The sequence below is a fragment of the Rhodococcus sp. BP-241 genome (genome assembly GCF_019836145.1).
Classification (GTDB): domain Bacteria; phylum Actinomycetota; class Actinomycetes; order Mycobacteriales; family Mycobacteriaceae; genus Rhodococcoides.
Genome location: NZ_JABUEI010000007.1, coordinates 131,478 through 144,261 on the forward strand (window position 1 = coordinate 131,478; position 12,784 = coordinate 144,261).

The 12,784-nt window shown below is 68.4% G+C and carries 12 protein-coding genes, 1 other RNA gene and 1 pseudogene; all 14 read left to right on the forward strand.

The window, feature by feature from the left end; genetic code table 11:
* Positions 1-11: 11 nt before the first annotated feature.
* The 14 genes and pseudogenes from HQ308_RS15530 (at position 12) to HQ308_RS15595 (ending at position 12,769) form a co-directional block, all read left to right on the forward strand.
* Positions 12-836, forward strand: a complete 825-nt coding sequence (locus tag HQ308_RS15530; protein WP_081821432.1) for a mechanosensitive ion channel family protein — start codon at positions 12-14, stop codon at positions 834-836.
* A complete protein-coding gene (locus HQ308_RS15535; RefSeq protein ID WP_056447871.1) occupies positions 833-1,285 on the forward strand; it encodes a hypothetical protein in 453 nt (150 codons plus the stop codon). Before HQ308_RS15530 ends, HQ308_RS15535 begins: the two co-directional genes overlap by 4 nt.
* A 53-nt stretch (positions 1,286-1,338) precedes the next feature.
* On the forward strand, positions 1,339-2,028 hold the full coding sequence (gene ftsE, locus HQ308_RS15540) for a cell division ATP-binding protein FtsE (RefSeq protein ID WP_027506813.1): 690 nt from the start codon (positions 1,339-1,341) through the stop codon (positions 2,026-2,028).
* Between the two features lie 69 nt (positions 2,029-2,097).
* The gene (ftsX, locus tag HQ308_RS15545) at positions 2,098-3,003 is read left to right on the forward strand and encodes a permease-like cell division protein FtsX (RefSeq protein WP_027506812.1); all 906 of its coding nucleotides are present in this window, start codon (positions 2,098-2,100) and stop codon (positions 3,001-3,003) included.
* A gap of 87 nt (positions 3,004-3,090) precedes the next feature.
* Positions 3,091-3,564, forward strand: coding sequence for an SsrA-binding protein SmpB (gene smpB / locus HQ308_RS15550; protein ID WP_027506811.1), 474 nt, complete (start codon positions 3,091-3,093; stop codon positions 3,562-3,564).
* The gene (locus tag HQ308_RS15555) at positions 3,561-4,430 is read left to right on the forward strand and encodes a DMT family transporter (RefSeq protein ID WP_155957108.1); all 870 of its coding nucleotides are present in this window, start codon (positions 3,561-3,563) and stop codon (positions 4,428-4,430) included. Before smpB ends, HQ308_RS15555 begins: the two co-directional genes overlap by 4 nt.
* Before the next feature lie 69 nt (positions 4,431-4,499).
* Complete coding sequence (locus tag HQ308_RS15560) at positions 4,500-6,017, forward strand: SDR family oxidoreductase (RefSeq protein ID WP_051613594.1); 1,518 nt, start codon at positions 4,500-4,502, stop codon at positions 6,015-6,017.
* Positions 6,018-6,079: 62 nt separating this feature from the next.
* Positions 6,080-6,450: a transfer-messenger RNA gene (ssrA, locus tag HQ308_RS15565) on the forward strand.
* Between the two features lie 122 nt (positions 6,451-6,572).
* Positions 6,573-7,229, forward strand: coding sequence for an alpha/beta hydrolase (locus tag HQ308_RS15570; protein ID WP_222638647.1), 657 nt, complete (start codon positions 6,573-6,575; stop codon positions 7,227-7,229).
* Between the two features lie 59 nt (positions 7,230-7,288).
* Complete coding sequence (locus HQ308_RS15575; protein WP_222647052.1) at positions 7,289-8,587, forward strand: NAD(P)/FAD-dependent oxidoreductase; 1,299 nt, start codon at positions 7,289-7,291, stop codon at positions 8,585-8,587.
* 41 nt (positions 8,588-8,628) lie between these two features.
* Positions 8,629-9,255: pseudogene (locus tag HQ308_RS15580) on the forward strand (DUF1365 domain-containing protein); the annotation flags it as partial.
* Positions 9,256-9,411: 156 nt separating this feature from the next.
* Positions 9,412-10,686, forward strand: coding sequence for a cyclopropane-fatty-acyl-phospholipid synthase family protein (locus tag HQ308_RS15585; protein WP_222647115.1), 1,275 nt, complete (start codon positions 9,412-9,414; stop codon positions 10,684-10,686).
* Positions 10,683-11,978 (forward strand): cyclopropane-fatty-acyl-phospholipid synthase family protein, encoded by a 1,296-nt coding sequence (locus HQ308_RS15590; protein WP_222647053.1) that lies wholly within the window; start codon positions 10,683-10,685, stop codon positions 11,976-11,978. Before HQ308_RS15585 ends, HQ308_RS15590 begins: the two co-directional genes overlap by 4 nt.
* Positions 11,975-12,769 (forward strand): DUF1295 domain-containing protein, encoded by a 795-nt coding sequence (locus tag HQ308_RS15595; protein ID WP_222647055.1) that lies wholly within the window; start codon positions 11,975-11,977, stop codon positions 12,767-12,769. The genes HQ308_RS15590 and HQ308_RS15595 overlap by 4 nt, the downstream gene beginning before the upstream one ends.
* The last annotated feature ends 15 nt before the right edge of the window (positions 12,770-12,784 follow it).

Below are 12,784 nucleotides of genomic sequence, written 5' to 3' on the forward strand. Positions count from 1 at the left end.
ACTTCCTCGAGATGATCCTGTGGATCCTCGGCGGCATGCTCGCGGCGCGGGCGGTGGGGTGGGCCGGCGGCAAGATCACCGGCCGCATCGACCGGACCTACCAGCAGACCGACGCGCTCGTGCGCACCGAGGCGGCGAAACACCGCCACTCGGTGGCGCAGGTCGTCACCTGGGTGGTCGTGGCACTCATCTACGTGCTGGTCGCCATCCGGGTCCTGCAGCGCCTCGGCTTCCCGATCACCAGCCTCGTGGCTCCGGCGACCGTGCTCGGTGCCGCGCTCGGTTTCGGTGCCCAGCGCATCGTCCAGGACATCCTGTCCGGGTTCTTCATCATCACCGAGCGTCAGTACGGGTACGGCGACGTGGTCCAGCTCGCGATCACCGGCACCGCGGGCGACGCGATCGGCACCGTCGAGGACGTGACACTGCGCGTCACGCGGGTGCGGTCGGCCGAGGGCGAGGTGATCACCGTGCCCAACGGGCAGATCGTCAAGGCGGTCAACCTGTCGAAGGACTGGGCGCGCGCTGTCATCGACGTGCCGGTGCCGCCGTCCGCGGATCTCTCGCGCGTCACCGAGCTGCTGAAGTCGGTGGGCGAGGAGGCCTACCGCGACGGTCGGCTCACCGAGTTGCTGCTCGACGAGCCCACCGTCATGGGTGTCGAGAGCATCGAGGTGGACCAGGTCAACCTGCGCCTCGTCGCCCGTACCTTGCCGGGCAAGCAGTTCGAGGTGGGACGTGAGCTCCGCGCGCGCATCGCTCTGACACTGCGCAACGACGGCATCACCGTCTCGCCCGAACTCTCCGCCGACCGTCCCGTGGGAGGCGAACAGTGACCTCGAACGAACCCGAGAGCTCGGCGACCGAGCACCCGGACGCTCCGCGATCGACGTTCCGCCCCGGGTGGATGTCGCGCATACCGGCGCGCATCCTCGGCCGTTTCCGCACGACCACCGTGGTGATGGTGCTCGCCTTCCTGGCAGTACTGGTGCTGTGGAACAACGTGCGCTTCGACCCGACCCTCAACGAGAACTCGCCGGTGTACGTCCCGCCCGCGCCGTCGTCGTCCGAGGCGCCGCCCCCGGCGGAGACCTACGCCCCGACGACCACCACGTTCCGGTCGACCACGACGCCCGTGCCGACCACGACTGATCCGGCCTCGCCGCAGGACGGTGTCACGACGACCGCGCCGGCGCCCACGACCACCACCGGCACGACGACGCGAGCGCCCGGGTTCCAGCTGCCGACCATCCCCGGTCTGCCGTTGCCGAGCGGAACGAACTGACCCGCGCGTCGCTGTAGCGGCACCGTCGGGACGCGCGGCTACACTGGCGACCCGTGATCAGCGTGGAGAACGTCTCGAAGTCCTACAAGTCCTCGACTCGACCCGCGCTGGACAAGGTGTCGGTGAAGGTGGAGAAGGGCGAGTTCGTCTTCCTCATCGGGCCGTCGGGCTCGGGCAAGTCGACCTTCATGCGCCTGCTCCTGCGCGAGGAGATGCCGACCTCGGGCGACATCACGGTGGCGGACTTCCACGTGAACAAGCTCGCCGGGCGGCGCGTGCCGAAGCTGCGGCAGAGCATGGGATGCGTCTTCCAGGACTTCCGCCTGCTGCAGAACAAGTCGGTGTCGGAGAACGTCGCGTTCGCCCTCGAGGTGATCGGCAAGCCGCGCGGGGTGATCGAGCGGACGGTGCCGGAGGTGCTCGAGCTGGTCGGCCTGTCCGGCAAGGCGGATCGTCTGCCGTCCGAGCTGTCCGGCGGCGAGCAACAGCGAGTCGCCGTGGCCCGCGCCTTCGTGAACCGGCCGCTCGTGCTGCTCGCGGACGAGCCCACCGGCAACCTGGACCCCGACACCAGCCAGGACATCATGTTGCTGCTCGAGCGCATCAACCGCACGGGCACCACCATCCTCATGGCCACTCACGACAACCACATCGTCGACTCGATGCGTCGCCGCGTCGTCGAGCTCGACAACGGCCGGGTGGTCCGCGACGAGGCACGAGGGGTGTACGGCGTGGGTCGTTAGATCCCGCTCTCGGCTCCGTCCCCTGCTCGCGCCTCGGCGCAACGACCTCTCGAAGAAAGTGTGTGAACCGTGCGCGCTAGTTTCCTTCTCGGCGAAGTTCTCACCGGACTGCGCCGCAACATCACGATGACCATCGCGATGGTGCTGACCACCGCCATCTCCCTCGGTCTGTTCGGTGGTGGCCTGCTGGTCGTGCAGATGGCGGGGAAGACGCAGCAGATCTTCCTGGATCGCGTCGAGGTCCAGATCTTCCTGACCGACGACATCTCGACCACCGACCCGGACTGCACCTCGGGCATCTGCGCCGGCCTCCGCACGGACCTCGAATCGACGCCGTCCGTGGTGTCGGTGCAGTACCTCAACCGGGAGGACGCCGTCGCCGACGCCACCGATCGCGTCTTCAAGGATCAGCCCGAGCTGGCGTCCCTGGTGTCACCCGAGAGCTTCCCCGCGTCGTTCAAGGTGAAGCTCAGCGATCCCGAGCGGTTCGGCGTGATCAACGACGAGTTCGGGGCGCGGCCGGGTGTGCAGAGCGTGCTCAACCAACGCGAACTGGTCGACCGGCTGTTCAGCGTCCTCGCGGGCGTCCGCAACGCCGCGTTCGCGGTGGCTGTGGTCCAGGCCGTCGCGGCGGTCTTGCTGATCGCCAACATGGTGCAGATCGCCGCGTTCACCCGTCGGACCGAGGTGGGCATCATGCGCCTGGTCGGCGCCACGCGGTGGTACACGCAGCTGCCCTTCCTGCTCGAGGCCATCGCGGCATCGCTGGTGGGTGCGGTGCTCGCCATCGCCGGACTGTTCACCGCCAAGGCGGCGTTCATCGACTCGGTGCTGGACGACCTGTACCAGGCCAACATCCTGGCTCGGGTGACGACGAGCGACGTCCTGTTGGTCTCGCCGATCCTGCTTCTGGTCGGCGTCGGCATGGCCACGATCACCTCCTACATCACCCTGCGCCTGTACGTCCGGCAGTAGCGCACCCGGCACCCGGAACAAACGGGTGGACGGAGTCCTTATGGTTGTCAGAAGTCACGTCCATCCGCGCCCGAAGGAGTTCCAGCTGTGAAGGAGAAAGGTCGCAAGGCGATTGCGACCAATCGCAAAGCGCGACACAACTACACGATCCTCGACGTCTACGAGGCCGGAGTCGCCCTCGTCGGCACCGAGGTCAAGAGCCTGCGTGACGGGAAGGCGTCGCTGGCCGATGCCTTCGCCACCGTCGACGACGGCGAGGTGTGGCTGCGCGGCCTGCACATTCCCGAGTACATGGCGGGAAGCTGGACCAACCACGCGCCGCGGCGCAACCGCAAGCTTCTGCTGCACAAGCGGGAGATCGAGGTCCTCATCGGCAAGACGCGTGAGGGCAACATGACGCTGGTACCGCTCTCCATGTACTTCAACGAGGGCAAGGTGAAGGTCGAGCTGGCCCTGGCGAAGGGCAAGCAGGACTACGACAAGCGTCAGGACCTGGCTCGCCGAACGGCGGAACGCGAGGTCACCCGTGAGCTCGGTCGTCGCATAAAGGGAATGCGCTGACCGCGATCGTCCTCGCGCTGATCGCGGCGCTCGGGTACGGCGTCAGCGACTTCGTCGGAGGAGTCGCGTCTCGACGCGTCGCCGCGCTGCGCGTGGTGATCGTCTCGTACCCGGTCTCGGTACTCGTCGTGGCGGCGGTGATGCCGTTCGTCGGAGGCACTCTCACCGCGTCGTCCGTGGTGTGGGGTGCGTTGTCCGGACTGGCCGGTGGTGTCGCCGTGTGGTGGTTCTACCTGGCACTCGCCGCCGGGCCGATGGCCGTCGTGTCGCCGATCACGGCCGTTCTGGTGGCCGGTGTACCGGTCGGCGTCGGGCTCGTCCTGGGCGAGCGACCCGGCGTCCTGGCATACATCGGCATCGCGTTGGCGCTGGTCGCCGTGCTCATGGTCAGCAAGGAGTCACCCGACGACGCCGCAGGTGACGTGGCCGGCGGACGGACTCTGCGATTCACGCCCCGGGTGGCATGGCTGACCGTCGGTTCCGGTCTGGCATTCGCGTTGACGTTCATCTTTCTCGACCGGGCCGGGGAGGACGACGCGGGTCTGTGGCCGTTGCTGGCAAACCGGGTCACCGCCACCGCCCTCGTGTGGGCGGTCGCCCTCGGCACCGGCATGTTCTCGTTCCCCCGTGGCGGCGTTCTGAAGCTGGCCGCCTGGATCGCTCTTCTGGACGTCGCCGCCAACGCCGCGTTGCTCTATGCCTTCCAGGGTGGGCTGCTGTCCCTCGTCAGCGTGATCGCCTCGCTGTATCCCGCCGCGACCGTGCTGCTGGCCATGGTGATGCTGGGGGAGCGGGTGGCCAAGGTGCAGATCGTCGGCATGGTCATCGCCCTGGGCGCGGTCGGGCTGATCACCGCGGGTGCCTGACCACCTGGCGGTGGTCGCGCTCCGGGTGGGCGCCACACTCGAGGTGCTCCTCTGCTACGAATGGAATGCATGAACACCGAAGCAGGCGCCCGTGTCGTGGTCACCGGAGCGACGGGCTACATCGGCGGTCGACTCGCCCCGCGACTGACGGAGGCCGGCTACCGGGTTCGCGTCCTCGCCCGGTCGCCTCAGAAGCTTCGCGACGTGCCGTGGGCTGCGGACGTCGAGGTGGTGCAGGGCGATCTGAGTGATCGCGAGTCGCTGGACGATGCGTTCCGGGACGTCGACGTCGTCTACTACCTCGTCCACTCCATGGGGGGATCCGACCACTTCGCCGAGGCGGAGCGTCGGAGTGCGGAGAACGTGGCCGAAGCGGCGAAGGCCGCCGGAGTGCAGCGCATCGTGTATCTCGGCGGCCTCCACCCGGTGACCGGCGCGTTGTCCCCGCACCTCGAATCGCGTGCCGAGGTGGGCCGGATCCTCATCGAGTCCGGCGTCTTCACCGTGGTGCTGCAGGCGGGTGTCGTCATCGGCTCCGGATCCGCGTCGTTCGAGATGATCCGGCACCTCACCAATCGACTGCCCGTCATGACGACCCCCAAGTGGGTGCACAACCAGATCCAGCCGATCGCCGTCCGCGACGTGCTGCACTACCTGATCGAGTCGGCGACCGCTCCGTTCGAGACTTCCCGTACCTGGGACATCGGTGGGCCGGACGTCCTGCAGTACGGCGAGATGATGAACGAGTACGCGAGTGTGGCGGGTCTGCGCAAGCGTCGCATGCTGGTGTTGCCGGTGCTGACTCCCCGACTCGCCGGTCACTGGATCGGGTTGGTCACGCCGATCCCACGCGGACTGGCCATGCCCCTCATCGAGTCACTGCAGTACGACGCCATCGCCCACGAACAGGACATCGACACGGTCGTCCCTCCGCCGGAGGGTGGATTGACCACATTCGCCGATTCCGTGCACCTCGCGCTGCGGCGCATCGAGGACGGGGAGGTGGAGACCACGTGGTCCAACGCGACCGATGCCGGCGCCCCCTCCGATCCGCTGCCGTCGGACCCCGACTGGGCCGGTGAGGTGGTGTACGTCGACGAACGCGCACAGGACTGCAACGCACCACCGGAACTGCTCTGGGACGTCGTCGAGGGCATCGGTGGTGAGAACGGGTGGTACTCGTTCCCCGCTGCCTGGGTCATCCGCGGCTGGATGGACAAGATCGTCGGGGGCGTGGGACTCAAGCGCGGTCGTCGGGATCCGCGTCGGTTGGTCAACGGCGAGGCACTCGACTGGTGGCGCGTCGAAGAGATCGAGCGCGGGTCGCTGCTGCGTCTGCGCGCCGAGATGAAGGCGCCCGGAGGTGCCTGGCTGGAACTGCGCGTCCTTCCGCGCGACGGCGGGACCCGCTCCCGCTACGAGCAGCGCGCGATCTTCTTCCCGCGGGGGCTGGGCGGACGGCTGTACTGGTTCGCCATCATGCCGTTCCACGGTGTGATCTTCCGCGGAATGCTCGAGAACATCACGGGCAAGGCCGAACGCGCGGCCGACACCGGTGACAAACGGGATGAAACCCGCGTCGGATGACGTTAGACTGACGTGTCCACCGGGAAGACCGGTGGGACGAGACTTCGCCACAGCGGAGGAAAGGGGCTGAACGGTTTCGACTGTGTGCGTCTAGTCAGGGGAAGCGTGCCGGTGCAGGCGAGAGACCACCGCAAGCGTCATCGCAAAAATATAAGCGCCGATTCCAATCAGCGCGACTACGCACTCGCTGCCTAAGTAGCGACTGCGTGTCTGTCAGTCCGATCTTGCCCTCGGGTCGGGTACTGGCATCAGCTAGAGGGCTCACCTGGTCACTCGGTCACGGAGTGATGTGGGACATCAAACAGTGGCTGGGATCGTCATCCAGGCTTGTCTGCGAGATCTGGAGATCCGAGTAGAGGCTTAGCAGACTGCGCACGGAGAAGCCCTGACAAACCGACACAGGACCCGGGTTCGATTCCCGGCAGCTCCACCGAACGGCCGGACACCATCGGGTGTCCGGCCGTCGTCGTGTCACCCCCCTGACGTCCGGCAGTGAGGGCGCGACGTTCGCCACTGCCAGGCATCCAGCGGCCGGAGCGCCCCGAATCAAGAACCATGAGTGTTGACGACGTCGCGGCCCCGACTCTGCACGGGCTCCGGTCCGGGCCCGCCGACTCCGCGGTGCTGGTTCTGCACGGCGGCAAGGTGACCAGCCACGACCGTGCCCGTCCGTGGCAGCTGTCGGCTCTGCGCATGGTCCCCTTCACGCGCATGCTCCGGCGCGCGACGGGGCCATCGGTCGCGGTGACCCAGTTGCAGTACCGGTACCGCGGCTGGAACGGCGCCGACCGCAGTCCCGTCGCGGACGCGTGGTGGGCGTGCGAGCAGATCCGCGACACGTACGGACCGGGGACTCCCATCACCGTGCTCGGTCACTCCATGGGCGGTCGCACGGCAGCAGCGATCGCGGGGCACCCCGACGTCGTGGCTCTCGTCGCGCTGGCGCCGTGGTGGCCCGATGGCAGGGAGACCGACACCCTGCGCGCCGATCAGCGCCTGTTGGTCCTGCACGGCACCGTCGACCGGTGGACCGACCCCGTCGCGTCCCGCGCCGCGACCGAACGCGCCGCCGCGCGCGGTGTCGACGCCTCGTTCGTTCCGATGGCGGGAGCGGGTCACTTCATGCTTCGATCACCGCGGACATGGTCGCGGCGGGTACGGGAGTTCGTCGTCGACCAATCGCGCGAGGTGTCGTCTACGAAACCCGAGTGACACTGCGAGCGGTCCGACGCACAGCGGCCGGCCGATCGCATCACGTAGGGAGAAGACACATGGCTCACGATGCTCACACCGACCGGCGCATCGCCGTGGTCGGCGCCGGCGTCGCCGGCCTCACGGCAGCGTACGTGCTGTCGAAGACTGCTCGCGTCACGCTGTACGAGGCCGACGGCCGTCTCGGCGGTCACGCGGACACCCACGTCGTGTCCACCCCGCAGGGTGATCTGCCCGTGGACACGGGCTTCATCGTCCACAACGACCGGACATACCCGACACTGCAGCGACTGTTTCGCGAATTGGACATTCCGACACAGGAATCGGACATGAGCATGTCGATCCGCTGCGACGGATGCGGGCTCGAATACTCGGGTGGGCAGGGCCTCTCCGGGCTGATCCCCGGCCCCGGCAGCGTGGTCCGCGGTCGCTACCTGCGGATGCTGCTCGAGGTCACCCGCTTTCACCGTGTCGCCCGTGCGCTGCTCGCGTCCGGCGACGACGATGCGACGGTCGCCGATGTGCTTGCCCGGCACGAGTTCTCGCAGTACTTCGAATCGCACTTCATGACGCCCCTCGTGTCCGCCGTGTGGTCGTGCGAGCCGTCTCGGGCCCTCGACTACCCGGCCCGGTACCTCTTCTCGTTCCTCGAGCATCACGGGATGCTCGGCGTCGGAGGTTCGCCGACCTGGCGCACCGTGACCGGTGGATCCGCCCGCTACGTCGAGCGTGTCGCCGAGACGATCGCCGACATCCGTTCGGGCACACCGGTGGCCGCCATCCGTCGGGGCGACCGGTCGGTCGAGATCGAGGACGCCTCCGGGCACACGGAGACGGTCGATGCCGTCGTCGTCGCGACGCATCCCCAGCAGGCGCTGAAGATGCTCGCCGAGCCCACCTCGACGGAGCACCTCGTTCTCGGTGCCATGCCGTACTCGCCCAACGTGGCTCGGCTCCACACCGACGAGAGCGTGCTCCCGCGTCTGCGGCGTGCCCGCGCCTCGTGGAACTACCGCATGCCGGCGTGCGATGCGGCGCCGGGCGGAGTGGTGGTCACCTATGACATGTCACGGCTGCAGCGGCTGCCCGACACCGGCTCCCGGTACCTCGTGACGTTGGGCGACGAGGACGATCCCACGGCCGAGGGTGCCGCACTCGACCCGTCCGCCGTGCTCGAGACGATGCGGTACGAGCATCCCCTCTACACGTCCGAGTCGGTCGCCGCGCAGGCGCGACTCGGGGAGCTCGACACCGACCTGGTCGCCTTCGCGGGCGCCTACCACGGGTGGGGCTTCCACGAGGACGGTGCGGCCTCGGGCCTGCGCGCGGCGGAACGTCTCGGCGGGGTCTGGGCATGACCGCCGTCGACACCCGCGCCGCGGCCGGTACTCGCACCGCCATGATCTACGAGACCTCCATCAGGCACGTTCGGCGCGAGCCGATCGAGAACGAGTTCACGTATCGCAGCTACTCGTGGTTCGTCGACATCGACGCACTCCCGTCGCTGCCCGGTCCGCTCGCGCCGTTCGCGAAGATCGACGCCGCCGACCATGTGGGCGATCCGTCGGCGACGCTGCGGGCCAATCTCGACGACTTCCTCCGGGCACACGGCCGGGTACCCGTCGCGGGGCGGATCACGATGCTGACCAACGCTCGTGTTCTCGGGTACGTCTTCAACCCCCTGACGGTCTACTGGCTGCACGATGTCGCCGACCGCGTCGAGCACGTGGTCGCCGAGGTGCACAACACCTACGGCGAACGTCACCGCTACCTGCTGGACACGGACGCGCGCGGGGCGGCGCGCACGCCCAAGGAGTTCTACGTCTCGCCGTTCAACGACGTCAGCGGGGAGTACGCGATGCGCCTCCCGGAGCCCGACGGCTCCCTCGCCCTGTCGATCACGCTGCTCCGGGACGGGCACCCCCCGTTCGTCGCGGTCATGTCCGGCACCGGACGCCCCGCGACGACGGGCCGCGTCCTGGGCGTTCTCGCACGAGCCCCCCTCGCCCCGCACGTGGTCACCGCGCGTATCCGGCGTCAGGGGATCGGGTTGTGGGCGCGTGGGCTCCGCACGGTTCCGCGTCCGCCGATGCGCGGCGACGTACCCGCCGTGGTGGACCGGCACGGTCCGCTCTCCACTCCGCTCGGCTCGGCAGTACTCCCTCGATCAGAAGGCACCAGGATGACTCAGTACGCCGTGGCATCGACCGTCGACGCCGAACGTTGGCCCTCCATCGCGACGGCGCCGGTCACCGTCAAAGCGCGCCTCGCCGCGCCCGTCGCCGACGCTCTCTTCCGCAGGGCGGCAGAGCATCTCGCGATCCGGGTCGAGATGCCGAACGGCGTCGTCATCGGAGGTGGCGCGAACGATCCCAGCGCCCCGGTGATGACGATCCACCGCCCGCGCGACTTCGCGGCGCGCGTGGGGGAGAGCGGGCTCATCGGATTCGGCGAGGCCTACATGGCCGGCGACTGGGACGCGCCCGATCTCACGGCGGCACTCGGTGTCTTCGCCGAACGCATGGCGACCCTCATCCCGAAGTGGTTGCAACGCCTGCGCGGCCTGTACATCCCCAAGCAGCCGGTCTCCGAGACCAACACCACGAGCAACACGCGCTCGAACATCTCGCGCCACTACGACCTGTCGAACGAGATGTTCGAACTGTTCCTGGACGAGACCATGACCTACTCGAGCGCGCTGTTCCCGTCGCTGACCCCGCAGCCCGGATGGGACGACGTCGCCGCCGCGCAGCGGTCCAAGATCGATCGACTGCTCGATCGCGCCGGAGTGACCGCGGGAACACGCGTCCTGGAGATCGGCACGGGCTGGGGCGAACTCGCCATCCGCGCCGCCGAACGCGGTGCCACGGTGCGGTCGGTGACCCTGTCCACCGAGCAACTGGAACTCGCGTGCAAGCGCATCGACGCCGCCGGCCACGCCGACCGGGTCCAGGTCGATCTCCTGGACTACCGACTGGTCGACGGCGAGTACGACGCGATCGTGTCCGTCGAGATGATCGAGGCCGTGGGACACCAGTACTGGGGCGAGTACTTCCGCACCATCGACTCGTTGCTCGCCCCCGGAGGCAAGGTGGCGATCCAGGCCATCACCATGCCGCACGAGCGCATGCTGGCCACGCGCAACACGTACACGTGGGTACACAAGTACATCTTCCCCGGCGGGTTCCTCCCGTCGATCCGCGCGATCGAGAGCATCACCGAGAAGGAGACGACGCTGCGCGTGCGAGAGCGTCTGTCCATCGGCGACCACTACGCCCGCACCCTGCGCCTGTGGGACGAGCGCTTCCACGCGCACGGCGAGGAGGCCCGGATGCTGGGCTTCGACGACGTGTTCGCCCGCATGTGGCACTTCTACCTCTGCTATTCCGAGGCCGGTTTCGGCTCCGGCTACATCGATGTCCAGCAGATCCTGCTCGAACGAAGGAGCGACCGATGACCGGCACCCCCACCGTGGCCGCACGGCTCGAAGACCTGATCGCCCCCTTCGTCGGCGGCGCGCTGCCGGTGCACCTGACTGCGTGGGACGGCTCGACCGCCGGCCCCACCGACGCGCCGAAGGTGACGCTGTACAGCCCGAACGTCCTGCGACGGTTGCTGTGGAGCCCGGGGGAACTGGGTGCTGCTCAGGCGTACGTCACCGGTGAACTCGACGTGGAAGGTGACCTCGACGAGGCGCTGACGCACGTGTGGGACGTGGTGCGCACCCGTCGGCTGACGGCCGTGCGGCCCAGCCCGAAGGCGATCGTCGAGCTCATCCGCACCGCGGCGTCGCTCGGTGTCGTCGGGGTGAAGCAGGCCCGCCCTCTTCCCGCCCCCGCCTCGCAGGCGGTCATCAAGGGTCGGCTGCACTCGCTGGTGCGCGATCGCGCGGCGATCAGCCACCACTACGACCTGTCGAACGAGTTCTACGAGATGGTGCTCGACCCGCAGATGGCGTATTCGAGCGGCTACTGGACGTCGGACTCGCCCGACTACGGCCTCGAGGACGCGCAGCGCGACAAGCTCGACCTCGTGTGCCGCAAGATCGGCCTCGGCCGCCCCGGAATGCGGTTCCTCGACGTCGGGTGCGGATGGGGGTCGCTGAGCCTGCACGCGGCGGAACATTTCGACGCGCAGGTCGTCGGCGTCACCATCTCCCGCGAGCAGAAGGCCTTCATCGACAAGCGCATCGCGGACCGCGGCCTGCAGGACCGGGTGGAGATCCGCATCCAGGACTACCGAGAGGTGCCCGACGGCCCCTTCGACGCCGTCGCGTCCATCGAGATGGGCGAGCACGTCGGCGAGAAGAACTATCCGATCTACGCGAAGGCGCTGCACGACAACGTGGTGCCCGGCGGCCGGGTGCTGGTGCAGCAGATGTCGCGCAAGGCGGGGGACAACCCTGGCGGCGGTGCCTTCATCGAGTCGTTCATCGCCCCCGACATGTACATGCGGCCCGTGGGCGCGACGGTCGCCATGATCGAGGAGTCGGGTCTCGAGGTCCGCGACGTGCACGCCCTGCGCGAGCACTACGTCCGCACCGTCGACGCCTGGTACGCGACCTTCGAGAGCCGCTGGGACGATCTGGTCGCACTCGTCGGAGACGAGGTGGCGCGGGTGTGGCGTCTGTACCTCGTGGGCGGCGGAATGGCGTTCCGCGACGGCCGGATGGGTGTCGACCAGATCCTGTCCGTCCGCCCCGACGACCGCGGCGTGTCCTCGATGCCGCTGGTGCGGACGCACGGATGACGGACTTCTCCTGGTCCGATCTGGCCGTCGTGTCGGCGTTCTCCCTGCTGGCGGTGGCGGTTGCCCTCACCGTCACCGCGGTCGTCGGCTTCCGTATCGGTCGGCACAACGTGGTCGACGTGAGCTGGGGGGCAGGCTTCGTCGCGGTGGCGATCGCCGCGGCACTGGCCGGGTCCGGCGACGGGTGGCGGCGAGTGCTGATGCTGGTGCTCGTCGGAGCCTGGGGCACCCGTCTCGCGGTCTCGATGTTCCGCCGCTCACGGGGCAAGGGCGAGGACCCGCGGTACGAGAAGATGCTGTCGAACGCGCCGGGCAGCCCCGCTGTGTACGCGATCCGCAAGATCTATCTCACGCAGGGTGTCGCGCTGTGGTTCGTGTCGCTGCCGGTGCAGGTCGCCGCCGTGTCCGACGGATCGTTCGGCGTCGTCACTGCGGTGGGCGTCGCTCTGTGGGTCCTGGGCATCGTCTTCGAGACGGTGGGGGATCGTCAGATGGACGCCTTCAAGGCGGACGCGTCCCGCAAGGGCACCATCATGGACCGGGGCTTGTGGCGGTACACGCGCCACCCCAACTACTTCGGTGATGCCTGTGTCTGGTGGGGCATCTTCCTGGTCTCCGCGGCGCACTGGCCCGGTGTGCTGACCGTCCTCTCGCCGGTTGCCATGACGTACTTCCTCGTGTTCGCGACGGGTGCGCGGCTGCTCGAGCAGCACATGGCGGAGCGGCCCGGATATCGCGAGTACCAGCAGCGCACCAGCTACTTCGTTCCGCTCCCGCCCCGCAAGGCCTGAGCGGGCCCGACTTCC

Bases quoted from the DNA above. Each gene is read 5' to 3' on its own strand.
- HQ308_RS15530 (WP_081821432.1), top strand. From the start codon at position 12: ATGATCCTGTGGATCCTCGGCGGCATGCTCGCGGCGCGGGCGGTGGGG.
- HQ308_RS15560 (WP_051613594.1), top strand. From the start codon at position 4,500: ATGAACACCGAAGCAGGCGCCCGTGTCGTGGTCACCGGAGCGACGGGC.
- HQ308_RS15570 (WP_222638647.1), top strand. From the start codon at position 6,573: ATGAGTGTTGACGACGTCGCGGCCCCGACTCTGCACGGGCTCCGGTCC.
- HQ308_RS15575 (WP_222647052.1), top strand. From the start codon at position 7,289: ATGGCTCACGATGCTCACACCGACCGGCGCATCGCCGTGGTCGGCGCC.
- HQ308_RS15585 (WP_222647115.1), top strand. From the start codon at position 9,412: ATGACTCAGTACGCCGTGGCATCGACCGTCGACGCCGAACGTTGGCCC.
- HQ308_RS15590 (WP_222647053.1), top strand. From the start codon at position 10,683: ATGACCGGCACCCCCACCGTGGCCGCACGGCTCGAAGACCTGATCGCC.
- HQ308_RS15595 (WP_222647055.1), top strand. From the start codon at position 11,975: ATGACGGACTTCTCCTGGTCCGATCTGGCCGTCGTGTCGGCGTTCTCC.